Raw genomic sequence first — 22,094 nt, 5'->3', positions numbered from 1 at the left:
GACTCTAGGTTTTCAACTTGTTAATAGCTTTTAATCTCTTCCATTCGTTTAGGCAGATAGTCCTCCACAATTTTAGTCAAACCATAACGACTGAAGGCCTCTTGCTCAGCTTTCTTCTTGATGTCGTAGAAAACTTGAATTTCCCTCTGCCACAACTCCTCCCTGTAGCGGGGGTCCCGCTCCAGTTCCTTCAGCCTCTTCAAATCCAGTTCCTTCAGTCTCTCCGAGGGCAGCTGATATTTGACGATGTCGGAAGCCCAGACTCCAGCCCATTTGGCGTCGGGAGTGGTCAGCTCCCTCAGGTGGGCTGCGTTGGCTGAGCCGCTGATGATGACTTGGGCGATGTGCATTCCCCAAGGGTCGGCGTCGCAGAAGATGTAGACGGGGAGATTCAGCTCCCGGTTAAGCCTGTGGATGATGTGCCTTGTAGCTCTAGGAGCCTGCCCGGCTGTGTGGATGAGCACCGCCTTAAACTTTTTATGAACTTCTTCCTCCAGAAATCTCGTAAACATAGCGCCTTTCTCGATGCAGAGAACCATCTCAGCGTCAGTGTCTATAAACTCAGCGCTGGCCAAAGCCGGGCCGATGATAACGCCGTCGGGGTGAACGGTGAGGTTCAGCCGTTTTCCCTCATATCTCGGCACCGTGTATTCGATGGTCAGATTGGCGTAGATGGCCGACCTCTCTTCGGGGAAGACGTTGAAGTCCTCTCGGGCGAATTTAATCAGACTCTCCAAGTCTGTGACGATGTCGTCTGACTCTGCTTGGTCGGTGAAATCCACCTCATAGGCTTGGGACATGTAGAACATATCCCTCAGGGTGCTGGTTTTGCCTTGGCGGATGAGCATGTTCACCATGTCCCCCAGCCAAACCAGCTGGGTGAAAGGGCGGATGTGGCGGACATTGCGGGTGACCCGCTTTATTGTTTTATCTCCCAGCACATATTGGCGGATTTTTTTATCGTACTGGATGTTTGAAGTTGAACGGCTGGGCATCTCCAGCCAGGGGAAAATGCCTTTCTCAATCTGGCCGCAGATGTTCTCCCCTAACTCTTTCAACCTCTCCAGTACCTGTTTTTTCCTATCCTTCATGGACTCAGTCTTCTTCCGCACCATACTTAGCCACACTCTTCAACAAAGGTTTAACTTCAGGAACTTTATCCTTCCCAGCTAACTCGGAAGAGAAACGTGCGATCTTGGGAAGGAATCTTTCAAAAATGTCTAACCGGCGTTTCTCCCGCTCCACGCTTTTTCTGCGGGATAGAAAGAGGGAGAGTTCCCGAGCGGCCTCCCTCACTCCGTTGAGAATCTCCCTCTCGATTTCCGGAACCTCGGCAACGAACTCTTTGCCCACGCTTCTGTAGGGTATCTTGGTGGAGCATATGTGGACGAAGACGGCTAAGGGGGCTTCTGCCGGGTTTACGTTGTAATATTTCCAGTTCACCTCCTCGTTCACCACCTTCCAAGCCACATCGCTGGCTTCGTCGTAGAGGAGAGGTATCCTGTTGGCGAATCTGTAAAGGAGGATAGACCCCGTTTTAGGAATCTCGCCCCCGTAGGCTACTGCCACCTCCACGATGAAAGGGTAACCGGAATAGACGGAGGGACTACGCTGCCTAACCGCCACAAATTCAGGCTTCAACTCCTTTTGAATCCCGGTTCTGAGCAAGTCTTCTCCCAGAGGGGAAAGACAGTCGGCGGAAGGGGCGCGGAAGTGCGGGAACTCTTTCATGGCTTTAGCCAGTTTCACAAGGTCTTCAGTCTTAAGTCTGTGAGGCCGCTTTTTGGGAGGTATCTTGGCGTATTCCAGAAAGTTTAAAGCCATTTTCCTCCCCACCTTGTGGAAGTGCTCCATCATGAAACTGACCATGTTCTTGCAGGAAGTCGTCGAAACCATTCGTTTAAGAGTCTCCACATCCGAGCCGTAAGGATGAAGCTTTGTCTCCGTGGGCGGCTTGGGCATTTCTTTTGTAGCTCTCTCAAACCGGTAAAGCCGGCCTTTAGGGTCTACAAAGGAAAGGTTGGCATAGGGAACCACGATGGCGGTCTGCTTGAGGTACTCTAGGACTTTTGCGCTGGCTCTGCTGTAGTCCCCTTCCATCTTGATTTCGATGACAGTGCCGTGCCATCGGTCGGGGTTATTGTAGGTTTTATGCCTCAAAACCATAGGGCGGTTGCGGCGGATGTCGATGAGTACATCATATTCATGGATGCACTTCCCCGCGGTGGAGGAAATCACCTTAACAGGCTTGCTGGTGGTTATCTGACCGTAGAGGATGGCCATGGTGCCTCCAAGCCCAAAGGTTCCCCTAGACTGGCGGAGCTTATATTTAGAGCCGTAGAAAACCTGACCGAAGGCCGAGGGGATGTGGCGGGCTGGGACACCTGAGCCATTATCTTCAACCCTTATGGTATGAACAGTCGCCCCTTCAGTTTCTTTTCCGTCTTCGGAGCTTATCCTCAGGTAGATGTCTGGGGGATACCTGTAAAATTCCCCTGCATCTAAGGAGTTTTCCACAAGCTCCCTCACAGCGGAATATATAGCTCTGGCAGGATTGCTGAAGCCGGCTATGTCCTTGTTTCGATAGAAGAAATCAGCAGGACTGATCTCGTAGAAATTTTCCCTAGAACTCGTCTCTTTTCACTCCTCCCAAAGCTTCAACTTTTCTCTCTTTATCTCCTGCCTCTTTCTGCCTAGGAAACGATAGACGGTGGCATGCTGGCTTCCCGCAATCAGCATTCGCACCGCTTCTCTAGCTGCCTCCAATTCCTCCAATCTCCCTAGGAGAGCCACGGTATGACCGTAGATGGAAACGTCAGCGCCTGAAGTTTCCTCTATTATCTTTCTAGTTTTGCCTTTCTTCCCGATAAGTCTTCCTTTTATCCTGGCCATATCCGCCTTAGACCTGCCAATTATATCCCTTAAGTTTAAGATGTCCAGCATCACCTCCTCGTCCATGAGGCGGAAAGACTTTTTCGGAGAAAAACCGCGGCCTATGGCTGAAACTATGCTCTGAGCCTTCAGGATGGAGGACGGATCGCCAGAGGTATCCTTGCATGAAATTTCCACTTCCCCTGTCTCGCCGTTTACGATCAAGTCTACGTTGCAAGCTTTTTCTATTCGCTCTTTTACAGTCCCCTTAGGGCCTATGAGTACTCCGACTCGTTCGATGGGAATGCGCACCTTAAGCACTTGAGCCATTTCCCACCACCCACTCATATATTTTTTCTTCATCCTGAATTTTTACGCCGAGTTTTCTGAAAAACTGGTTTAAATTACGTATGTCGCGGCGGAGAAGTTGGTCGGCGAGAGGATGACTCAAGAGGACGGCTTGGGACACATCGAACAGAACTGGTTCTCCGCGGTGTATCATCACATTATATTCGCTCAAGTCCCCGTGAACTAGGTTGCCTTTGCTGTACAACAGTTTTACGTACTCCAGCAGCTTTAAATAACTTTCTTGAGGGCTGGGAGGAGGTAGATCCTTTAAAAGAGGAGAAGGAACCCCTTTTTCCCCTATAAATTCCATGACTAAAACATTGTTTCTCACAGCGTAGGGTGTGGGAACTCGAACGCCTGCTTTGAGGGCGATTTTAAGGTTCTTAAATTCTTTTTCAGCCCAAGTATAGATAAGAGGTTTACCGCTCTTCACGCGTTTGAAACGCGGGTCGCCTGCAAGGTAAGGGAGCATTCCTTTCCTAAACTCTGCGGAAACAGTGAGATATATTTTCACCGCAAGTTCCGCTCCTGAGGGAGCGATGGCCCAGAAAATTTTAGACTCTTTCCCGCTTTTCACAGCCCCATGAAGTTTGTCTATGACCTTCTGATTCATCAAGTGGTAAATTGTCATAAGGGTAGGTTTGTCGAAGACTTCTTCGAGAACTTCGTATTCTTCTGAACGTTTTATCTTCATACGTTGCGCTTTGTCGTAGTATCGTTCCCGGATGAAGAGTTTTTTTTCGATTTTATTTTTAGGCAAGGTTTTCGGTTTTCCCCGTCTAATAATTGCAGGGAATGAAAGGCTGGCAAATCACATATTCAAATAATGGTTTTTCCTTAACCAGTCAGCTTGATTTTTTGTGTATCTCCACTCTATGTCGCCTTTACTGTCGCTTTGAAATTCCCACGGAGAGACAAGCACCACATCACCTTCCCTGATCCACACTCGCCTTTTCATCTTCCCCCTTATTCTGCAGAACCTTTCTTTCCCATCGGTGCACCTGACCACAACTCTGTCAAATCCCAGCATCTTCACAACTATGCCTAGAACTTGGCCTTCTCCCGGAAGGATTAATTCTTTCAGCTCTTCTTCGCTCAGAACCTTCCTCTTCAAATTTTCACCAACAAACTATTTTCTATTGATAAACAGGCAAAATATAACCTTTCTCATAAGCAGCGTGCACTAGTTTACTTTTATTTTTTTACATCTTTATCAGCTGGGCATGGGGAACCCCGGCTATCACTATCACTGCGATGGGATTTATCAGCCCGCATTCGGCTGCTTTTCTAACGATTCTCGAGCCGACAAGATTGACGATAGAGCCCGCCTTAACATACTCTATGCAGTTTTCCAGCCCCATCTTTGAGCCTTTGTAGAAAGTCTCCTTTACTTCCAGTTTTAGACCTCGCTTTTTATCCTCAAATTTTTTCCCCAACAATTCCTCGTCACATACAGCGACCACGGTATCATTTCTGACCTTCACCATCTTCACGTAGACTTGATGTTGTGAGGATTGTTTTTTCAACCATCTTTAGCCTCTTACGGAGGATTTGGCTCCACATGCTTCGCAGATTAGAAAGCGGAATCTTTCCTCTTTAACAAGCCTTGTATCTGGGCTTCGGCAAACAGGGCATGTAACGTATTCTTTGATGTAGTTTTCAATCAACTGCTTTATTACCGTGAAGTTAAACTTCCCTTGGAATACTCCTTGACCTCCCTCTAAGCTACCTGCGGTTGCCAGTTCTTTGGCTAAAAACCTTAAAAGATGCTGCTCGCTTCTGTTAAGGCTGTCGCTTATCGCTTTAAAATTCTTTATGAAAGTTCGATTTCCGAAGATGAGTGTTTGAGGTTCAGGAACCTCGAACCTTTCCTTTACACTCAAGGTCTTAGGTAGCTTTGCGTAGAGGCGGTCTAACTGTTTTTCGTATTCAGTGACGTCAACCAAGTGTCTTTCCCACAATAGATTATCAGACGGTTTTCCTTTTAAACCGTTCCCAACTCCCAGCTTTGAAGATAATCTCTCTGCTCCTCCGTGAGTTCATCCAGCTTTATGCCGTGGGCTTTCAAAGCCAAGGTTGCGACTCTTCTGTCAATGTTTTCCGGGACCTTGTAAACTTGGGGCTTCAATTCTCTGCCTTTGTTTTTCAGGTATTCTATGCATAAAGCCTGGTTGGCGAAGGACATCATCATCACTTCGGGAGGATGACCCTCTGCCGCTGCCAAATTCACCAGTCTGCCCTCGGCTAAGAGGTAAAGCTTTCTTCCATTTTTGAGGTGGAACTCCTCCACGTTGGGCCTGATAGTCCTCTTGGAGACAGTCATCTCCTCCAGTTGAGGGAGGGCCAATTCTACGTTGAAATGCCCTGAATTCGCCAAAACAGTGCCATCTTTCATTTTGGCGAAGTGCTCCCCGCGGATGACGTTGATGTTCCCCGTGGCGGTGACGAAAATGTCGCCAATCTCCGCAGCCTTGGAGAGGGGCATAACTTGGAAACCATCCATCAAGGCTTCCAAGGCCTTCAAGGGTTCTACTTCGGATATTATGACCTGAGCTCCCATTCCTCGAGCTCTGAGGGCTATGCCTCGGCCGCACCAGCCGTAGCCGACCACCACGAAGTTTTTCCCAGCCAGCAGCATGCTTGTAGCTCTGAGGATGCCGTCGATGGTGCTTTGGCCTGTTCCATATCGGTTGTCGAAAAGATATTTGGTGTAGGCGTCGTTGACGGCTATCACAGGATAGCGGAGGTTGCCGTCTCGGGCCATGGCCCTCAGCCTCACAACTCCCGTGGTTGTTTCTTCGGTGCCTCCCCGTATCTCGCCTAAGAGGTCTTGGCGTTTGCTGTGGATGGTGGTGATGAGGTCGGCTCCGTCGTCCACAGTGACCTCCGGCCTATGTTGCAGGACATCTTGAATGCACTGATAATATTCCTCGCTGGATTGTCCTCTCCAAGCGTAGACCTTCACCCCCTCCTCAGCCAAGGCGGCCGCCACAGTGTCCTGGGTGGAAAGGGGGTTTGAGGCGCAGAGGGCCACCTCGGCCCCTCCTGCCTTCAAAGTCCTAACCAAGACTGCTGTTTCCTTGGTGACGTGGAGGCAGGCTCCTATTCTCAAGCCCTCTAGGGGCCTGCGTTTTTTAAAGTCCTCCCTCACCTTCAGCAAGACAGGCATCTTGCTTTCAGCCCACTCCACAGTCTTCCGGCCGTCTTCGGCTAAGGATAGGTCCTTAACTCTATGGTGTTTCAAGTTTCAAACTCCGACGATTTTGGTTTAATGTAAACCTCTAACACATTTAAGCTTCGCTACAACCATGGAGTAATTTAAGCCGAAAAACCGTGTCTGAGTCGTGCTTTGTACTTCGAAGACAGGCTTCGGGTTTAGGCGCTTAACCTAACTTTTTTCTTTAAAGGCATTGTTTACTATTCAAGGGAGGGATTCCTATGCATCATTTAAGGGAAGCGCAGAAAGCTGTGCAGGAAATATCGAAGGAATATGACGAGAAAAAAGCTTACACCTCCGCCTTCTTTATAACACTTCTCACCGAGCAGTTAGGTCAAGTTTCTGAGAAGTACATGCACAAAGGCCGGGAGGCGCCTGAAATCGAAGTTGACATAGCGGACTTGATTGTCTGCAGCCTAGCCTACCTAAACTGGCTTGGGAAGGATGCCTCCGATGCGTTTATGAAGGCGCTGGAAAAACACAAGACCAGACTGGAAGCATTGAAAACTAGAGCTTAACCTACTTTCACTTGCCCCAAACTTGGGAAAAGGTGGAATGCACAGCAGCCAATTCACATGGTTTCAGGCGGGGATACACCTACGGAAAAGATCCTAGGCGTCGACGAGGCGGGAAGAGGACCTGTCATCGGCCCCATGATAGTCTGCGGGGTCGTAGCCACGGAGGAATCCATCCGGCGTCTCGAAGAATTGGGTGTGAAGGACTCCAAGGAATTGACCCGTCAAAAAAGAGTCGAGTTGAAAAGTAAGATAATGAAGACAATTCAAGGCTTTCACATGGTGGAGGTCTACCCAAGGGAGATAGACGAGGCGGTCAGGCGGGGGAAATTGAACGTGCTTGAAGCTCGGAAAATGGCGGAGATAATGGAAAGGTTCAACCCTGATGTCACGTACATAGATGCGCCTGCTTCTGCTCCTGAAAATTTTCTCAACGTCCTCAAAAATTTTCTGAAAACACATCGAGGTAAAATTATAGCTGAAAATTTCGCTGACAAGAAATACCCCATTGTGAGCGCAGCCTCAATACTTGCAAAGGTGAGAAGAGACATGATCATGGAAGAATACTGTAAAAAGTACGGGCCTATGGGTTCGGGGTATCCTTCAGATGAGGTTACGATCAGTTTTCTGGAAAAATATTTTAGAAAGCACAAGAAGTTTCCGGAAATCGTCAGGTTGGAATGGGAAACAAGGCGAGAAATTCTGGAAAAAATAACCCAGTCGAAACTTTCCCGTTTCTTCTAAAAAAGAAAATGAGGCTCCTCCGACAGAGGGTTTTTTAAACTCAAGTTCTGAGTATTCTGCTGAAGAAGCTTTTATATTTCTTGTAGGCAAGCTTGTAGCCAAGCTTTTCGATTCTGCCCTCTATGTCAGGGATTCCGACTTTTTCAGGGTCGTAGGTTACAGCAACCTTCTCCATCAAGTAGCTCACCTGTGCATCCTTTACACCTTCCAGTTTCTTCAGTTCCTTCTCTATCGTCAGGGTGCAGGAAGCGCATGGCATACCCCTTACAGGTAAAATCTTGCGGATGTGTTTCTCTTCCATCGGTTCGGTTTTCTCCTATCTTGCGTGTTTTTCAGGGTTTCTGTCAAATTCAGACTTACAAGTTGGGCTGCAAAAATAATAAGTTTTTCCCGCATGTTCAGACTTGTATTGGATTTTCTCTTCGTCCACATCCATTCCACATATAGGATCTTTCGCCAAGATATCACCTCCTTTCAGGTTTAAATCTCCTGAGGAGCATCGAGTTTCCGACCACAGTCAAGGAGCTGAGCCCCATAGCTGCAGCCGCAAAAATAGGATGAAGTAGTATGTTGAAGGAAGGGTATAGTATTCCCGCTGCCACAGGGATTAAGGCAGTGTTGTAGGCGAACGCCCAGAAGAGATTCTGTTTGATCTTTCTAACAGTTTTTCTGCTCAGTTTTATCGCAGTTACAACGTCTCTCAAGTCTTCCTTGATCAGCAGAATGCCGCCAGTTTCTTTGGCCACATCGGTTCCGCTTCCAATGGCAATGCCTATGTCTGCTTGAGCCAATGCAGGTGCATCGTTTATTCCATCCCCCACCATCCCTACAATTCTGCCTTCTTGTTGAAGACGTTTAATTTCGTTGACTTTATCCTTCGGTAACACCTCTGCCAAAACCCGTTTGATCCCAAGTTTTCTGGCGATGGCGTCTGCGGTTCTCTTATTGTCTCCGGTGAGAATAATGACATCAATTCCCATGCTCTGCAAGGCTTCTATTGCCTCTTTTGAATAATCCTTCAATGTGTCTGCCACAGCAACTATCCCAATCACCTTCCCGTCCAAAGCAAGCACCATCGCCGTCTTACCTTCTTCTTCGAGTGCGCTAATTTTGTCTTCAAGTTTTTCTATGTCTATCTTGTTATCTTTCATGAGCTTCCTATTTCCGAGCAATATTTTTTTACCATTGTATTCCGCTTTCACTCCATGCCCTGGAACAACGTCGAACTTTGCAGGGTCAGGGATATCTATTCCTTTATCCTTAGCGCCCCGAATGATGGCTTCTCCTAGAGGATGCTCTGAGCCTTTCTCGGCGATGGCGGCCAGCTTTAATACTTCCTCTTCATTCAGCCCACTGAGTGGAATGATGTCAGTTAAGGAGGGTTCTCCCTTGGTCAAGGTTCCCGTCTTGTCAAAGACCATGGCTTGAAGCTTGTGGGCTTTCTCAAGGTATTCTCCTCCTTTGATGAGAATGCCGTTTTCAGCCCCTTTTCCCGTTCCAACCATGATGGCCATAGGTGTCGCTATTCCTAAGGCGCAAGGACAAGCGATGATGAGGACAGCTATGGCTACGGTGAGGGAGAACTGGAAGCTCTGCAAACCTATCAGATACCATACAAAGAACGCAATACCTGCTACCAAGATGACTATGGGGACGAAGTAGGACGATACCACATCAGCCAGCCGTTGTATAGGGGCCCGTGATATTTGAGCCTCCTCAACCAACTTTATTATCTGGGATAGAGTTGTGTCCGCACCGACTTTTGTTGCCTTTATCTTCAGCATCCCAACTTTATTGATAGTGGCGCCGATAACTTCGTCACCCACTTTTTTTCCAACCGGCATGCTTTCGCCAGTGATCATCTTCTCGTCAACAGAGGAGTGGCCCTCAATCACTATACCATCGGTAGGAATTTTCTCTCCAGACCTGACGATTAAGATGTCGCCCAACTGAATTTTTTCGACGGGAACTTCAATTTCTTTTCCATCTTTTATCAATCGGGCTAATTTTGGTTGAAGATCCATCAGTTTTCTGACCGCATCCGAGGCTTTACCCTTGGCAATATCCTCGAATAGTCTTCCCGTAAGTATCAGCGCAATAATTAAGGTGGCCGTGTCGAAGTATACTTCCGCTCTAGGAAAGAAGTTAGGAAAAAAGGTAACGATAGTGCTGTAGAGCCATGCTGCAGAAGTACCTATGGCTATCAACGTGTGCATGTTGGCGTTTCTACTCTTCAAAGCGTCCCAGGTACCTCGATAGAATCTATACCCGGCTACAAATTGAACCGGTGTGGCGAAAATAAAGAGCCAAACATTGTTAGGTAAAGCCGGCAAGACCTTTATGTAGGTGAAGGTAAACGTCAAAATTCCTAAGATCCAACTGAATATTACGAGTCGTTTAAGATTTCGCAATTCAACCTCAGGCCTCATGAACGTCTCGGCACAGTTTTCACTGCAGAAATAGTATGTTCGCCCTCTAACCTCTCGTTTGATGACTTCTTTCTTGTTTTCGTCCACATACATGCCGCAAATCGGGTCTTTAGCCATGTGATTCCCTCATTTTTTTATTATTCCCTATAACGAGTAATTTAAACTTCGATTTTGGCAGAAGCATAGGAACAGTATTCCTGTATTTGTGAAATCTTTCTCCAAACTTCATTTCCAGATCTTTTTCCTCTCTTCTCGCCAGCCGATAGTATAGAAGAACCAGAAAAGGCCACATCGCCGCGCCTATGATGGTCGGCCAATGTACCAACCAGCCTAAGGTGAGAAGCATCAGTCCTAGGTATTGAGGATGCCGTACAAAACGATAGACTCCATCAGTCACAAGTCCCCCATCGCTTGACACCGCTCTATGAACCGCCCTCCATCCGGCCACGATTAAGGCTCCGCCTAGGATGAGGATGGGTGTTCCAACGGCTATGCCCACCCATCCGAATAGGTGTCCACTCCACAGCCACTGGCTGGAGCCGGAAAACGGTAGAAGAAAAGGAGCGATGACGTAAACCGTCAAAGGTAGGCCGTACATTTCGGTGAATAAGGCTACCAAGAAACCTATGAAGGCCCCGCGGGAACCCCATGCGCTTCGCCTTTTGAAGGGCATGAGGAGGAGGAATAGGGAGAACAATGCCACATTCGCCAAGACTAGGTCCCACCTATTCCAGAACTCCCACGTCATGGAGGCTCCCCCTAGGAGGCGTTTTCAATCCTCATGTTCATGGTGCTCTTGCAGCTCCATGATTCGGATGAATTCCCCATGCCAGTTGTGATACCAGACATCTCCACTGTAGCCGTTTACGCTGAGCATGCCGACGATGCCGCCGTCTATTTCCACGTGAAGCGTATAGTATCCGTAGAATCTATGGGGCTCCACAGCAACGGCTCCCGGCATGTATGTATTCAGATAATTTTGAGCATAGACCAATGCCTCCCGCTCGTCGATGGGCATTTCTGCCGACATGGAGTAAGCCCCCATCATTCCTCCCACACCCATCATTCCGCCTCCATGGTGACCGTACTTGGTGTTCCACATCATGTTCGGTCCATGCTCCGGGTAGATGTCTCCATCCCTTTCTATGATAAGCTCGAAGGCGTGAATACCTGTGCTCTGCTCATAAACATCCACATAATAATGGTTGCTGAACTCCATTATCTCAGCCACAGCCAGATCCAGATCGCCTACTTTTCGGAGGTAATCTTGGGAGGCCGCCAGCGCCCCTTCCATCGTCAGCAACTCCTGAGCCGCAGAAGGCTCTCCTACACTTGGTCCTTCGCCCATCATGCTGGGAGGCATGGCAGTGGACGGAGTTGGCGCCAGAGGTTGAGGCCTCATGCCGGGAACGTAGGTGTAAGAATAGAAAAACAACGCAACTACTGCCACAGCCAAAGCTGTAGCTATTACCAGCGCGCTTACCTTCCAGTTATAAGACATGTCGCCGCACCGTCTCTATTCAGGCTGCTCTTTTCCGCATTGAGGGCAATACTTGGCGTTTGAAACAATCGCCCGACCGCAGTGGACACAGGTTTTAGTGGGCTATTTTACACGTTCTGTCGCCTGCGCCGGCGGTGTCCAGCCTATGGCTAATGCTCCTCCGATTATTCCTAGAATCAACCCTAGGCCGAAGCCGCCCATTCCGCCTAGGATGCTCAGGATTGAGAAGACCAGTATTATAACGCCCCATGTCCTATGTTCCTGAGGTCTTGAATCCAGCATTATCGCGCCGATGATCACGATGACACCTACGACTAGGCCTGTTATGCCGAAGGCTACACCGAAGCCCCAAACAGGCCAACCCATCATGCCGTATCCGCCCATCATCCCACGCCAGCCGCCGCTGTACAGACCCATCATTCCCATGAAAACGGAGCTCACAGCTCCGCCCAGCGCTATTAAAACCCCTGCGACGAGGGATAAAACGAAGGCTGCGGTTGGCTTCTCCCCGTTCACGCTTCTACTCCCCTATCTAGACTTGGTCCCGGAGGGTATTAAAGCGTATACCTTTAAAAAGGCGAAGAGAATGAGTCGCTCATTTTTCAATTGTAAACGTTAATTAATCGCGGAGGAGGTTTCCCGTTGAGACCCCTTGTCCATCAAGTTGGATGAAACAGATATAGCCATACTCCGAGCTCTGCTGGAGGATGGAAGAAAGCCCCTGCGCCAAATAGCCAAGCAAGCCTTGGTCAGCACGCCAACTGTGGAAAGTTGCATGCGGAGGATGTTTGATTCAGGGCTCATAAAAAAGATAATCCCTCTGCTGGACACGGATAAAATAGAGCAGGGAGTAGTTTCAAACGTCATGTTGAAAGTTGACTTCTCCAAGCTTGAAGAAACCCTCAATGTCTTGGACAAAATCGAGGAGGTCAGGTCTATCTACTTGACAGCGGGCTAAGGCAACCTTCTCATCAAAGTGTTCGCCCAAGACCTGAAAGCTCTCCAAGATTTCTTGGCGAAAACCATAGCGAAACTTGAAGGAGTTACAGTGGTCTCCAGCAACATAATCGCCAAGATAGTCAAAGAGCAACCGGGGATTATTCTCAGACCTGGACTGGGATTACGGTTGACATGCAATTTCTGCGGCAGAGAGATAAAAGGTAAACCTGAAACCCATAAAATAGGAGACCGAGAACACTCCTTCTGCTGCAAAACCTGTCGAGCCTCCTATAAGGAAAAGTACCAACACAGATTGAGATCCCTTTCCAAAACATAACAAATACCTCACGATAAAACATTCTTAAGCTATTCCACGAAGGGATTCGGGTATTTTTTTATGACCTCAACAACCTCAGGCCTCATTAATTCTTTTGGAGGAGTTTCTCCGCGGGTAAAGATGCTTCTCACCTTTGTTCCGCTGAAGACAATTCTGTCCTGCGCTCCATGGGGGCATATTTTTTCATTCATTACGCCTTGACATTTTTTGCAGTAGAAGAATTCTCGGAAGAAGATAGGGGTGATGCCCAAGTCCGGGAACTGGTCGAAAACTTCTTGAGCCTCATAGGGGCGGTAAAAGCTGCCGACTCCTGCGTGGTCTCTTCCGAAGATGTGATGTGTGCAGCCGAAATTCTTCCGTATTATTGCGTGGTGTATTGCCTCCATAGGGCCGGCGTACCTCATTTCCCAAGGCAGGATGGCCAAGACCACGCTCTCTTTGGGATAGTATCTGTCTATCAGCACCCTGTATGACTCCAAGATAATCTCGTCTCTGAAGTCGCCTTTCTTCTTTTTACCGATGACGGGATTGATGAAGAGTCCATCTAGAAAAGAGAGGGCGGTTTTTTGAAGGAATTCGTGGTTGAGATGAGGTACGTTCCGCGTCTGAAAACCGACTACTGTTTTCCATCCTCTTTCCTTGAAGATGGCCCTAGTCTGTCTGGGAGTCAATGCGTATCTTTTATAGGCGCTTTCAACCTCCTCCAGTAGGTCAATTTTCCCCCCGAGGAGGATTTCCTTTTTACTGTAGAGGGAAGCTACTCCCGGGTGGGATGGGTCAACGGTTTTAAAGACCCTCCGAGCAAACTCTTTCTTGTCATAAGGGTACTTCTCTTCTAGGTGAAGCACAGCAACCGTTCTATTGTTGCAGGTTAAAGCTATATCCTCCCCCTCTTTCAGCTGAGCCGCCCTGTCTTTCGTAACGTCGAGAACGATGGGAATCGTCCAGTAAACGTCCTTGAATGAGAGTCGTCTCTCATGAAGCACACGCTCGTAGTCCTCTTGGAGAAGAAAACCTTCCAGGGGACTGTAGATTCCTTGAGCAATGTTTTGAGCGTCCTTTGCCACTTCTTCATCTAAACTTACAGCCGGCATAAGCGCGGCATCCTTTTGGGCTTTTTCCCTCGGCTTCCCCTTCAACACTCGGTCTACGAGTCTTCCCCCATGAGGCACGGACAATAGGCATTCCACTCCAGCTTCGCGGCGGATACATCTCTGTTTAATCATCAAAGAATTATATACTTCGGTTTAAGTCCAGCGGCAAAATGTCTCTCCCCCGGCGGTTTCTTGGCAATTGAGCGAAGCATGTAAAGCGGTTTTATAGCCCCCTAGACCTCCACAGACGCTGCGAATATTGTCGCCGCGTGCGTGGTCTAGAGGAACCTTTTCTTTCTGGGTTCAAATTTTCCTTTTATGGCTATTCTGGTACCGCAGTAGGAACATGTCATCTTTTCCGTGAGTCTCCATTTCTGCACGTCGAATCCCCACCGTTGAACTAGGACTGAGCCGCAGCCGGGGCAGTAGGTGTTTTCCCCCTCATGACCGGGGACATTGCCTACGTAAACGTAGTGGAGGCCTTCCTTCAAGGCGATTTCTCTAGCCTTGACGAGGGTGCCCACGGGGGTAGGCGGCAGGTGAGTCATCTTGTACATGGGATAAAATTGGCTGAAATGAAGAGGGGTATCAGCGCCCAATTCCTCCACCACCCACCGGCTCATTTTTCTAATTTCATCCACGCGGTCGTTTAACCCGGGGATAAGGAGGTAGGTGGTTTCTACATGCCAGCCCTCCTTCACCATCAGCTTGACGCTGTTGAGGACGTCTTCCAGCCTCCCTTGGCAGTGTTTGCTGTAGAATTCAGGATGGAAGGCTTTGATGTCCACGTTGGCTGCGTCGATATAGGGGGAGAACTCTCGAATGGACTCTTCGGTGGCGTAGCCGTTTGTCACTAGAACATTCAGTATATTCTGTTTCCTAGCCGCCTTAGCCGTGTCCACGACGTACTCCAACCAGATGATAGGTTCATTGTAGGTGTAAGCTATGGTTTTGCAGCCATATCTCTTAGCCATCTCCACCACCTCTTCCGGAGAGACCTCCCGAACAGGTATCTCCCCGGGCTCCACCTGCGAGAGAGAATAATTCTGACACCATTCGCAGGTGAGGGAGCAGGAGATGGAGGAGATGGAAAAGGAGAGACTTCCCGGCCAAAAGTTGAAGAGGGGCTTTTTCTCAATGGGGTCCACGTTCATGGCAGTGAGTTTGGCGTAGTTGAGGACGTAGAGGGTTCCCCCCCGATTTTCCCTGACCCTGCAGAAGCCCCTTTTCCCATCTGCAATGTAGCATCTTCGACCGCAGACGATGCACTTTACAAGGCCGTCTTCCCGAATTTTCTGGTAAAGCCTTGCTTCCACCGGCAGCCTTTCTCCCTCTTCGGCGGCTAGGTTTTCTTTTCATATAATAAATAGGGGTTCCGACCCTTAAACAGCACGGCATGCCGCCGGGGGTCTTAAACCCTAATAACGGAGTTTGAATATTGGTTGAGTGAGCGAATATGGAGTATTGCCCTGAATGTGGAGGAGAAATGGCCTACGACCTCAACATGAAACTCTACTCCTGTCGAAGCTGCGGGCTAACATTGAAGTACCACGAAATCCTAGAAGCTAAAAGGAGGAACATACCTCCTCGAGAAGAAGAGGAAAAAAGGCAGGAACGCCGAGAATACTTAAAATGGTGGCTTTCTAAGAAGGAAAAATGACCTCGGATAGAGGGCCATCCTCCACTGGAAAAACGGAATGAGGCGGTTTAAGTGCAGGCTGCTGTTGAGCTGATCACCGTAGGTAATGAATTACTCATCGGAAAGACTCTAAACACCAACGCTCACTGGATTGCCAAGCGGGTAACCGCCCTAGGCGGAAGCCTCCGTAGGATAACCACCGTCCCCGACGACGTGGAAGAAATAGCCTCCTCCATCAGAGAGGCTTTGCGAAGAAAGCCGTGGCTGCTGATGATGGTAGGCGGCTTAGGGCCTACCCACGACGACAAAACCCTCCAAGGCGTAGCTGAGGCTCTGTCCCGGCCTTTGAAGGTGAATTCCCAAGCCTTGGAAATGGTCAGAGAAAAGCATCGTGAACTGCTGGAAAAAGGCCTAACCCTCCAAAGGGAGTTGACATCAGAAAGAGAGAAGATGGCACGGCTGCCTCAAGGAGCAGAGCCTCTGTCCAACCCCGTAGGCACGGCTCCCGGCGTGATGCTCAGGGAGGAAAACACTCTCATTCTCTGCCTGCCGGGTGTGCCCAGCGAAATGAAGGCCATCTTCGACGAGGCTGTAGCTGGATTGATCACAGAAAAAGCTCAAGTCCAGTTTAGGGAGGAAAGCCTCATAGTTAAGAAAGTGCTGGAGCCTGAGCTTTCCCCCATCATAGACGAAGTCATGCGAGTTTACCCGCAAGTTTACATTAAATCTCATCCCTATGGGGAGGAGGGGCATTACCACATTGAACTTCACTTCTCAACTTCCGCCAAAACCGGCGGCGAAGCCTTGGAGCGTATTCGCAAGGCTGAAGAGATGGTTACGGAGTTGGTTAAAAAATCAGGCGGCGAGATCCAGCGTAGTGAAGGCTGAGGAGATACGAATGGTCTCCTCTGAAATGTAGTTTTCATGGCTGCCCTTTCGAAGTCTCAGCAGCTTTCCTGTGCCGTGTTTCCTCAGCCTTCACAAGTGGAGGGTAGTGGATGTGTATGGGATTTTCATCTTAGGCACTGCGGGGTGCGGTAAGTCCCTTCTCGCCTCCTCCCTGGCAGAGTGGCTTGGCAGAGAAAGTAAATCAGTGGTCATCGTCAACCTAGATCCCGGAGCCCTCCGACTGCCTTATTTCCCTCAAGTGGATGTTAGAAAGTACATATCCCTCCAGGAGCTTATGGAGAAATACGGCCTCGGACCCAACGGAGCTCTGATAATGGCCGCAGACCTCTTGGCGGATCAGGCTCCTAGGCTAAGTGAGGAAATAGCAGCCTTAAACCCTGAATACGCCATCATCGACACCCCCGGCCAGATGGAGCTGTTCGCCTTCAGGGTCAGCGGCCCCTACTTGGCGAGGGAACTAAGCCTCGACCAGAAAATGGTACTGTACCTGTTCGACGCTCCCTTCTGCTCAGACCCCTTCAACTATGTTTCAAACCTCTTCCTCTCCGTCGCCGTGCATCTGAGGTTCACACTTCCCCAAGTAAACGTCCTCACCAAGATGGACCTCCTCTCCGAGCAGACAATCAAGACCATTCTCCAGTGGTCAACAGTTCCAGGTATGCTGGAGGCCACTCTTTTATCGCAGGCCGGCGGCAGCGTTCCTCTTCTGGCCCGAGACCTTCTAGCCGCCATCTCCCGTCTTCGATTTGACTTTTCCATGATAGCCTCCTCAGCTCGATACTTCACCAATTTCGTCAACCTAGTCGCGGCGATAGAAAGAACCCTAACCCGCGGTGAAAAAGAATAAAGAAACCTTTATCAGAAAAATTTGGACATAGGGTTTTAAGGCTGGAAGGCGTCGGTGGTTAAACAGCCTAACGGAGGCCTCAGCTTCGGATACTGAAAGTTTGGTTGAAGAAATCAGCACACTCACTTCAGAGATAAACTCTCTGCGGGAGGAAAGAGATTCTCTCAACCAAAAGGCTAAACGTTGGCTGGAGAAGAAGAGAGAGCTTCTGCGGCAGATAGGAGAGTTAAGGCGGGAAGCCCAAAGTCATAGAGGCTGCAGGGATGAAGTTAACAGGTTGGTAAAAGAGCTGAAGCAGAAACTTGAAGGCTTGAGGGCTGAAGCTGCGAAAGAGTGGAAGCTTTATGCAGAAATCAAACAAGAAGCTGAGAAGCTTAGGTTAACGGTTCCCACTTCGGAGAGGAAGGCCAGAAAAGTTTTCGAGGATTTGGAATGGAAAATTCAAACAACTCCCTTCAGCCATGAAGAAGAAAAGATGCTGGTGGAGAAAATCAGGGAGCTAGAAGCTCAGATCGCCGTCCATAATCGAAGGGGAGAAAAGGTCAAAAGGCTTAAAGAAATATTGAGGAAAGCCGAAGACCTGAAATGTGAAGGTAAACGGATTAGAACTGAACTCGTCGAAAAAGCAAGAGAAAGCCAAGTTCACCATGAGAAAATGATGAAAGCCCTCAAGGCTGTCGATGAACTCGTGGAGAAGGCGTCGGAGGCGCAGCAGAAATTCTTAGAAGCCAAAGGGAAAGCAGACGAACTCCACGGTAGGCTTCTTGAAGTCTTGGCTAAGAGGAAAGAGTTGGAAAACAATCTGAGGCGGCTTAACGAGAACTATTCAGCTCAGAGGCTGAAAAAGGCTTTAGAAGCAAGGGAGGATAAAGGGCGGCTGGCAGAGGAAAAGCTGAAGCGAGGAGAAAAAATCACCTTCGAAGAGTTCCAAATTCTCTTGTCGAAAGGAAATCTGAACCAGAAGGACGCTTCTCCCTAGGCTAACTCAGCTCTTCCCAAATGGTTAGTTTCGGGGATGAGAACTTCCAAAAAGAGAGTAAAAGAATTAAAGGATCGACCTATCTTTTAATTCTAGGTCTTTCTTTTCAAGGGCGCTGGCTATGTCTCTGAAAGAAAAAATAATCTACGTCTTTCAAAAATTGTTTTGGGGAGTAGTAACAAACCGTTTCACCGTGGAGATCTACGAATGGTTTTTGTGGAATAAACTAAAAAACGGAAAGTTCCCTGAGCATGTGGCTGTGATCCTAGACGGTAACAGGAGATGGGCTCAAAGCAGGAGGATGTGGCCTCTCAACGGCCACCTAGAAGGAGCGAAGAAGGCTGAAAACTTCGTGGAGTGGTGCTGGGAAACCGGCAAGATCAAAACTACAACCCTCTTCATTTTTTCCACAGAAAACTTCCGTCGGCCTAGGCAGGAGGTGGAGGAGCTTATGGGCTTGATAAACGACTATCTGAATCGTCTCGCCCGAGATGATCGTATACATGAAAACGAGGTTAGGGTGAAGGTTCTTGGGAGAAGAGAGATGCTTCCGCCGAAAATTCAAGAGAGCATTGGAAGGCTTGAAAAGGCGACTGAAGACTATGATAGATACTATCTCAACCTAGCCATAGCCTACGGTGGAAGAATGGAAATCCTTGACGCTGTGAAAAGGATAGCCCTCGATGTGAAGGAGGGTGTTCTCTCTCCCAGCGACCTTACTGAGGAGATTTTTGAAAAAAACCTCTACACCCATTTTCTCCCCAACCCCCATCCGGACCTCATCATCCGCACCTCGGGAGAGGAAAGGTTGAGCAATTTTCTCCTTTGGCAAGGCGCCTACAGTGAGCTTTGCTTCCTCGACGTCTACTGGCCTAATTTCAGAAAACTCGACCTTTACAGGGCTATAAGCGTCTATCAGAACCGTCAGAGAAGATTTGGAAGTTAGGCTTCATTTTCTCCTAGGCTTGTCAGGAGGCCAGGCTTCGAAAAGTCTTGCCACCGCTTGGCATTTCTCGTCTCCTTCTCTCACGCTGAAAATTCTTATCCGCCCATAGTTTTTTTCCTCAACAAGCCTTGACTGCTCTAACATTTGTAGGTGGCGTCTGGTTGAGGTGTAGGAGAGCCCTGTTCTTCTGGCGATCTCCGATATGTTCATCTCCTTAAACTGGAGGAGTAGCCTCAGTATCTTCAGTCTTCCCTTGGAAGCTAAGATGTTTTCCAGCAGAAAAATTCACCCATGTTTCTTGGACTCCAGCATTCTGCGAAGTTCCTCTTCCAGTCTTTCTGAGGAAACGTAGAGGCCGAGGAGAGTTGTTTTCCCCCGCTGGCCTTTTCCGGAAATTTTGGTGGACATCATCCCTGACATGCCCAGGGTCTTCACGTATTTCCAAGTCTGAGTGTGAGCCCGAGGCTTTTCTCTGTATTCCTCGCACACTGCACTGTATTCTTTTTCCACATCGCCTATGGGCAAGTAGGCTGTTTGGCTGAGTCTGAGGGCTCTTGCCACAGCCAGCAAAAGCAGTTTTTCATGGAGGCTCAGCAGTTTGAGGTCCTCCCTTCGAAGGGAGGGATGAATGTTCATTTGGGCCGCCCTGATGTGTTCGGGAAGCAGTCTGGGAGATCTGGCTGTATCGGCAAATTTACCGCCCAGCCAGAGAAGTTCAATGGCAAACCGGGCGTCCCCTGTTTCTCCCGCTAGGTCCGCAGCCAACTCCAAGGCTTCCGGCTCTACAGCGTTTTCTTGAAAGGCTTCGTGGACTCGGTATTCTAGGATCTCCTTCAACTGGCCGGAGGTATACCCCTCCAGTTTCACGGTGTTGTGGCCCAGCGTGCTGAGGGTGCTGGCGTCCAACAGTTTGAAGGCTTCTTCGCATTCTGGCTCCCGGAAAATGCAGATGAGGGAAAGCCTCTGGGGGGAGCCGGGAGGCCTGCCTTCATAGAGGCGGGTTAGGCTGAAAAGGGGGTCTCCCCCCTCCTTCCTGATGAGGGCTTCCAGCTCGTCTAAGGCTAAGAGAACGTGGAGGTTGTTTTTGTCCAAAATTTCAATGAAGATACTGAGGAGTTCTTGGGAAGAATAGCCTCGGCTTGGAAAGCCTCTTTCAAAATTTCTCCGGATGATGTTTTTCAGGACGCCGTAGAAGCTGCCCTCTTCCCTGCAGTTCACATGGACGTATTTGAAGTTAATTTTCTTCTTCCTAACATAGGCTTCGAAGTCGCTTCCAAAACGTTTAGCTAAGGCGGTTTTACCGCTGCCAATTGGGCCGCGGAGGATTAGGCGGTAGGAGGCTTCTCCCGGAGCTTCTGCCAGTGAGCGGAAAGTCCTCGCCAAAATTCTGAGCTCCTCCTCCCTATGGAGAAGGCTTGGGGGAACGTAGTCGGGGGAGAGTTTACTTTCATCCTTGAAGACGGAGGGGGCGGAGAGCTCTTTCTCCACAAAAGATTTTCCGCTCAAAGGAGGGGTCTCCTGTTAAATACTGTTACCGACCTGATAGATAAAAATTATAGGGGAAGAATGAACCTAATAACCCGGTTGACCTGAACCATTGCCTTCAGTTTTCAGCCCCCTATCAATTTTTGAAACCCTAAGAGTTGAAGATATATCAACTTTAAAGGTAAAGGGAAAAGCAACCCCTAAAAGGGCTTGGATGGTGGAAGAGTATGAGGTTTGAGGAGGCGCTTTCCAACTACGGGAACCTCGTAGACAGCCGGCTGGAAGCCTGTTTCAGGGAATTGGTTTGGGATGCTGAGAAATACCATTCCTTCATAGGAAGGGTCTACGCCCACGCAGCGGAGTTTCTCCTCCGGAAGGGGAAAAGAATAGCCTCCTACAGCACCCTCTTGACCTACAAAGGCTACAAGGGTATGGTGAACGAGGAAATCCTCACAGTCTGCGTGGCTGTGGAGTTTTACAGACATTCCATCCTCGTCCACGACGACCTTATCGACCGCGATGAGATGAGGAGGGGTGGAAAATCTTTCCACAAGCTTTTTGCAGAGTTCAATGACAGGTTTGGAGAGGGTTTAGCTGTTTTCACCGGAAACATCCTCCTAGCCTTAGCTTTGACAACCCTGCTCAACGCAGGCTTCGATAGGAGGACTCTCCAAGAAGCAGTTAAACTCCTCATCAAAGATTACTGCGCGGTGAACGAAAGCCAGATACTGGATCTCCTCTTTGAGCACAAGGAGCCTGATGTAGAGGAATGGAAGGTCATGGCTTCAAAGAGGGCGGCTTCCCTTTTCAGAGCGACTCTGGGCATAGGTGCTATCCTAGGCGGCGCCCCGTCCTCCGACCTTCGAATCCTAGAGCAGGCGGGCACCTGCATGGGCTACTCCTTCGACATCCAAGACGACATTATAGGCACCTTCGCCACGGAAGACCAGTATGGACGTCCTACCGGAGGAGATATCATGCTTCGAAAGAAGCCGCTGCACATGGTTTACGCCTACCAGATGCTCCGAGGCCGGCGGCTAAGTCTTTTAAAGAGCTTACTTCGAGGGGGGAGTTTAGACCAAGGGGATGTGATGCGCATAAAAGAAATAATCCGAAGAAGCGGCGCCCTTGACAAGGCTAAGCAGACGGCGAGAAGTTATGCTCGAGAGGCTGTCAGGTTGATTCGCGCAACGGCGATGAGTGAGGAGGCGAAGGCTTCTCTTCAGGGTTTGATCAAGTTTGTGGTTGGAAGCTTGGATTGGTATAAATAATATTTATTTTTAGATTTCAATAT

The 22,094-nt window shown here is 49.0% G+C and carries 28 protein-coding genes and 2 pseudogenes; 11 read left to right on the top strand and 19 right to left on the bottom strand.

Features of this window, described 5'->3' with window-relative positions; all coding sequences use genetic code 11:
- Nucleotides 1-20 precede the first annotated feature (20 nt).
- From BWM17_RS01220 to BWM17_RS01185, 8 genes and pseudogenes are all read right to left on the bottom strand, one after another.
- Nucleotides 21-1,115 carry a DNA topoisomerase IV subunit A gene (locus BWM17_RS01220; protein ID WP_309492059.1) on the bottom strand — a complete coding sequence of 365 codons (1,095 nt, stop codon included), beginning with the start codon at nt 1,113-1,115 and terminating at the stop codon, nt 21-23.
- A pseudogene (locus tag BWM17_RS01215) lies at nt 1,096-2,610 on the bottom strand (DNA topoisomerase VI subunit B); the annotation flags it as partial. The pseudogene BWM17_RS01215 and the gene BWM17_RS01220, both read right to left, overlap by 20 nt.
- A gap of 30 nt (nt 2,611-2,640) precedes the next feature.
- Complete coding sequence (locus BWM17_RS01210) at nt 2,641-3,201, bottom strand: KH domain-containing protein (protein ID WP_309492058.1); 561 nt, start codon at nt 3,199-3,201, stop codon at nt 2,641-2,643.
- A complete protein-coding gene (locus BWM17_RS01205; protein ID WP_309492057.1) occupies nt 3,185-3,979 on the bottom strand; it encodes a serine protein kinase RIO in 795 nt (264 codons plus the stop codon). The genes BWM17_RS01210 and BWM17_RS01205 overlap by 17 nt, the downstream gene beginning before the upstream one ends.
- Before the next feature lie 51 nt (nt 3,980-4,030).
- Nucleotides 4,031-4,333: a translation initiation factor eIF-1A gene (eif1A, locus tag BWM17_RS01200; protein ID WP_309492055.1), complete on the bottom strand. Its 303-nt coding sequence runs from the start codon at nt 4,331-4,333 to the stop codon at nt 4,031-4,033.
- Nucleotides 4,334-4,421: 88 nt separating this feature from the next.
- The gene (locus tag BWM17_RS01195) at nt 4,422-4,745 is read right to left on the bottom strand and encodes a DUF424 domain-containing protein (protein ID WP_309492054.1); all 324 of its coding nucleotides are present in this window, start codon (nt 4,743-4,745) and stop codon (nt 4,422-4,424) included.
- Nucleotides 4,746-4,751: 6 nt separating this feature from the next.
- Nucleotides 4,752-5,165, bottom strand: coding sequence for a translation initiation factor IF-2 subunit beta (locus tag BWM17_RS01190; RefSeq protein WP_309492053.1), 414 nt, complete (start codon nt 5,163-5,165; stop codon nt 4,752-4,754).
- Nucleotides 5,166-5,203: 38 nt separating this feature from the next.
- Nucleotides 5,204-6,463, bottom strand: a complete 1,260-nt coding sequence (locus BWM17_RS01185) for an adenosylhomocysteinase (RefSeq protein WP_309492052.1) — start codon at nt 6,461-6,463, stop codon at nt 5,204-5,206.
- A 194-nt stretch (nt 6,464-6,657) separates the two neighbouring features.
- Between BWM17_RS01185 and BWM17_RS01180 the strand changes: the two genes are divergently transcribed.
- On the top strand, nt 6,658-6,954 hold the full coding sequence (locus BWM17_RS01180) for a hypothetical protein (protein ID WP_309492051.1): 297 nt from the start codon (nt 6,658-6,660) through the stop codon (nt 6,952-6,954).
- 57 nt (nt 6,955-7,011) lie between these two features.
- Nucleotides 7,012-7,695, top strand: a complete 684-nt coding sequence (gene rnhB, locus BWM17_RS01175; RefSeq protein WP_309492050.1) for a ribonuclease HII — start codon at nt 7,012-7,014, stop codon at nt 7,693-7,695.
- Nucleotides 7,696-7,735: 40 nt separating this feature from the next.
- Here the strand turns inward: rnhB and BWM17_RS01170 are convergent, their stop codons facing one another.
- From BWM17_RS01170 to BWM17_RS01145, 7 genes and pseudogenes are all read right to left on the bottom strand, one after another.
- Nucleotides 7,736-7,996 (bottom strand): heavy metal-associated domain-containing protein, encoded by a 261-nt coding sequence (locus tag BWM17_RS01170; RefSeq protein ID WP_309492049.1) that lies wholly within the window; start codon nt 7,994-7,996, stop codon nt 7,736-7,738.
- 15 nt (nt 7,997-8,011) lie between these two features.
- Nucleotides 8,012-8,155 (bottom strand): YHS domain-containing protein, encoded by a 144-nt coding sequence (locus BWM17_RS01165; protein ID WP_309492048.1) that lies wholly within the window; start codon nt 8,153-8,155, stop codon nt 8,012-8,014.
- Between the two features lie 4 nt (nt 8,156-8,159).
- The gene (locus BWM17_RS01160; protein ID WP_309492047.1) at nt 8,160-10,241 is read right to left on the bottom strand and encodes a heavy metal translocating P-type ATPase; all 2,082 of its coding nucleotides are present in this window, start codon (nt 10,239-10,241) and stop codon (nt 8,160-8,162) included.
- The gene (locus BWM17_RS01155) at nt 10,234-10,872 is read right to left on the bottom strand and encodes an isoprenylcysteine carboxylmethyltransferase family protein (RefSeq protein WP_309492046.1); all 639 of its coding nucleotides are present in this window, start codon (nt 10,870-10,872) and stop codon (nt 10,234-10,236) included. The genes BWM17_RS01160 and BWM17_RS01155 overlap by 8 nt, the downstream gene beginning before the upstream one ends.
- A gap of 24 nt (nt 10,873-10,896) precedes the next feature.
- Nucleotides 10,897-11,625, bottom strand: coding sequence for a hypothetical protein (locus BWM17_RS01150; protein WP_309492045.1), 729 nt, complete (start codon nt 11,623-11,625; stop codon nt 10,897-10,899).
- A 15-nt stretch (nt 11,626-11,640) separates the two neighbouring features.
- Nucleotides 11,641-11,712 (bottom strand): annotated as a pseudogene (locus BWM17_RS09665) (zinc-ribbon domain-containing protein); the annotation flags it as partial.
- A 15-nt stretch (nt 11,713-11,727) separates the two neighbouring features.
- Nucleotides 11,728-12,141, bottom strand: a complete 414-nt coding sequence (locus tag BWM17_RS01145; RefSeq protein WP_309492044.1) for a DUF6114 domain-containing protein — start codon at nt 12,139-12,141, stop codon at nt 11,728-11,730.
- Between the two features lie 148 nt (nt 12,142-12,289).
- Here BWM17_RS01145 and BWM17_RS01140 point away from each other — a divergent pair, with 148 nt between their 5' ends.
- Both BWM17_RS01140 and BWM17_RS01135 read left to right on the top strand, forming a co-directional pair.
- Complete coding sequence (locus BWM17_RS01140) at nt 12,290-12,583, top strand: Lrp/AsnC family transcriptional regulator (protein WP_309492043.1); 294 nt, start codon at nt 12,290-12,292, stop codon at nt 12,581-12,583.
- An 18-nt stretch (nt 12,584-12,601) separates the two neighbouring features.
- Nucleotides 12,602-12,901 carry a TRASH domain-containing protein gene (locus tag BWM17_RS01135; RefSeq protein WP_414641297.1) on the top strand — a complete coding sequence of 100 codons (300 nt, stop codon included), beginning with the start codon at nt 12,602-12,604 and terminating at the stop codon, nt 12,899-12,901.
- A 29-nt stretch (nt 12,902-12,930) separates the two neighbouring features.
- On the opposite strand, the gene sat is transcribed toward BWM17_RS01135, so the two are convergent.
- Together sat and amrS are read right to left on the bottom strand one after the other, a co-directional pair.
- Nucleotides 12,931-14,127 carry a sulfate adenylyltransferase gene (sat, locus tag BWM17_RS01130; RefSeq protein WP_309492042.1) on the bottom strand — a complete coding sequence of 399 codons (1,197 nt, stop codon included), beginning with the start codon at nt 14,125-14,127 and terminating at the stop codon, nt 12,931-12,933.
- A gap of 146 nt (nt 14,128-14,273) precedes the next feature.
- A complete protein-coding gene (gene amrS / locus BWM17_RS01125) occupies nt 14,274-15,311 on the bottom strand; it encodes an AmmeMemoRadiSam system radical SAM enzyme (protein WP_309492041.1) in 1,038 nt (345 codons plus the stop codon).
- 140 nt (nt 15,312-15,451) lie between these two features.
- Between amrS and BWM17_RS01120 the strand changes: the two genes are divergently transcribed.
- The 5 genes from BWM17_RS01120 to uppS all read left to right on the top strand — a co-directional run bounded on the left by BWM17_RS01120 (nt 15,452) and on the right by uppS (nt 19,315).
- Entirely contained in the window at nt 15,452-15,655 is a 204-nt protein-coding gene (locus BWM17_RS01120; RefSeq protein WP_309492040.1) for a hypothetical protein, read from the top strand.
- A 51-nt stretch (nt 15,656-15,706) separates the two neighbouring features.
- Nucleotides 15,707-16,522 (top strand): nicotinamide mononucleotide deamidase-related protein, encoded by an 816-nt coding sequence (locus BWM17_RS01115; protein ID WP_309492039.1) that lies wholly within the window; start codon nt 15,707-15,709, stop codon nt 16,520-16,522.
- A 70-nt stretch (nt 16,523-16,592) separates the two neighbouring features.
- Entirely contained in the window at nt 16,593-17,390 is a 798-nt protein-coding gene (locus BWM17_RS01110; protein WP_309492038.1) for an ATP/GTP-binding protein, read from the top strand.
- Nucleotides 17,391-17,490: 100 nt separating this feature from the next.
- A complete protein-coding gene (locus tag BWM17_RS01105) occupies nt 17,491-18,369 on the top strand; it encodes a coiled-coil protein (protein ID WP_309492037.1) in 879 nt (292 codons plus the stop codon).
- Between the two features lie 121 nt (nt 18,370-18,490).
- Nucleotides 18,491-19,315, top strand: a complete 825-nt coding sequence (gene uppS, locus BWM17_RS01100) for a polyprenyl diphosphate synthase (protein WP_309492036.1) — start codon at nt 18,491-18,493, stop codon at nt 19,313-19,315.
- Between the two features lie 3 nt (nt 19,316-19,318).
- Here uppS and BWM17_RS01095 read toward each other — a convergent pair whose 3' ends face one another.
- Both BWM17_RS01095 and BWM17_RS01090 read right to left on the bottom strand, forming a co-directional pair.
- Nucleotides 19,319-19,582, bottom strand: coding sequence for a winged helix-turn-helix domain-containing protein (locus tag BWM17_RS01095; protein ID WP_309492372.1), 264 nt, complete (start codon nt 19,580-19,582; stop codon nt 19,319-19,321).
- A gap of 18 nt (nt 19,583-19,600) precedes the next feature.
- Nucleotides 19,601-20,821, bottom strand: coding sequence for an ORC1-type DNA replication protein (locus tag BWM17_RS01090; RefSeq protein WP_309492035.1), 1,221 nt, complete (start codon nt 20,819-20,821; stop codon nt 19,601-19,603).
- 91 nt (nt 20,822-20,912) lie between these two features.
- On the opposite strand from BWM17_RS01090, the gene BWM17_RS01085 reads away from it, so the two are divergent.
- Nucleotides 20,913-21,038 carry a hypothetical protein gene (locus BWM17_RS01085; RefSeq protein ID WP_309492034.1) on the top strand — a complete coding sequence of 42 codons (126 nt, stop codon included), beginning with the start codon at nt 20,913-20,915 and terminating at the stop codon, nt 21,036-21,038.
- Complete coding sequence (locus BWM17_RS01080; protein ID WP_309492033.1) at nt 21,028-22,071, top strand: polyprenyl synthetase family protein; 1,044 nt, start codon at nt 21,028-21,030, stop codon at nt 22,069-22,071. Before BWM17_RS01085 ends, BWM17_RS01080 begins: the two co-directional genes overlap by 11 nt.
- Nucleotides 22,072-22,094: the final 23 nt, after the last annotated feature.

Source organism: Candidatus Hecatella orcuttiae, from assembly GCF_002009985.1.
GTDB classification, from domain to species: domain Archaea; phylum Thermoproteota; class Bathyarchaeia; order Hecatellales; family Hecatellaceae; genus Hecatella; species Hecatella orcuttiae.
Note: the sequence above shows the minus strand (reverse complement) of the source record. Positions and strands in the feature narration are given on the sequence as shown.

Bases quoted from the DNA above. Each gene is read 5' to 3' on its own strand.
- BWM17_RS01080 (WP_309492033.1), top strand. From the start codon at position 21,028: ATGAGGTTTGAGGAGGCGCTTTCCAACTACGGGAACCTCGTAGACAGC.
- BWM17_RS01155 (WP_309492046.1), bottom strand. From the start codon at position 10,872: ATGACGTGGGAGTTCTGGAATAGGTGGGACCTAGTCTTGGCGAATGTG.
- BWM17_RS01210 (WP_309492058.1), bottom strand. From the start codon at position 3,201: ATGGCTCAAGTGCTTAAGGTGCGCATTCCCATCGAACGAGTCGGAGTA.
- sat (WP_309492042.1), bottom strand. From the start codon at position 14,127: ATGATTAAACAGAGATGTATCCGCCGCGAAGCTGGAGTGGAATGCCTA.
- BWM17_RS01220 (WP_309492059.1), bottom strand. From the start codon at position 1,115: ATGGTGCGGAAGAAGACTGAGTCCATGAAGGATAGGAAAAAACAGGTA.
- BWM17_RS01180 (WP_309492051.1), top strand. From the start codon at position 6,658: ATGCATCATTTAAGGGAAGCGCAGAAAGCTGTGCAGGAAATATCGAAG.
- rnhB (WP_309492050.1), top strand. From the start codon at position 7,012: ATGGTTTCAGGCGGGGATACACCTACGGAAAAGATCCTAGGCGTCGAC.
- uppS (WP_309492036.1), top strand. From the start codon at position 18,491: ATGTCTCTGAAAGAAAAAATAATCTACGTCTTTCAAAAATTGTTTTGG.
- BWM17_RS01170 (WP_309492049.1), bottom strand. From the start codon at position 7,996: ATGGAAGAGAAACACATCCGCAAGATTTTACCTGTAAGGGGTATGCCA.
- BWM17_RS01160 (WP_309492047.1), bottom strand. From the start codon at position 10,241: ATGGCTAAAGACCCGATTTGCGGCATGTATGTGGACGAAAACAAGAAA.
- BWM17_RS01120 (WP_309492040.1), top strand. From the start codon at position 15,452: ATGGAGTATTGCCCTGAATGTGGAGGAGAAATGGCCTACGACCTCAAC.
- BWM17_RS01150 (WP_309492045.1), bottom strand. From the start codon at position 11,625: ATGTCTTATAACTGGAAGGTAAGCGCGCTGGTAATAGCTACAGCTTTG.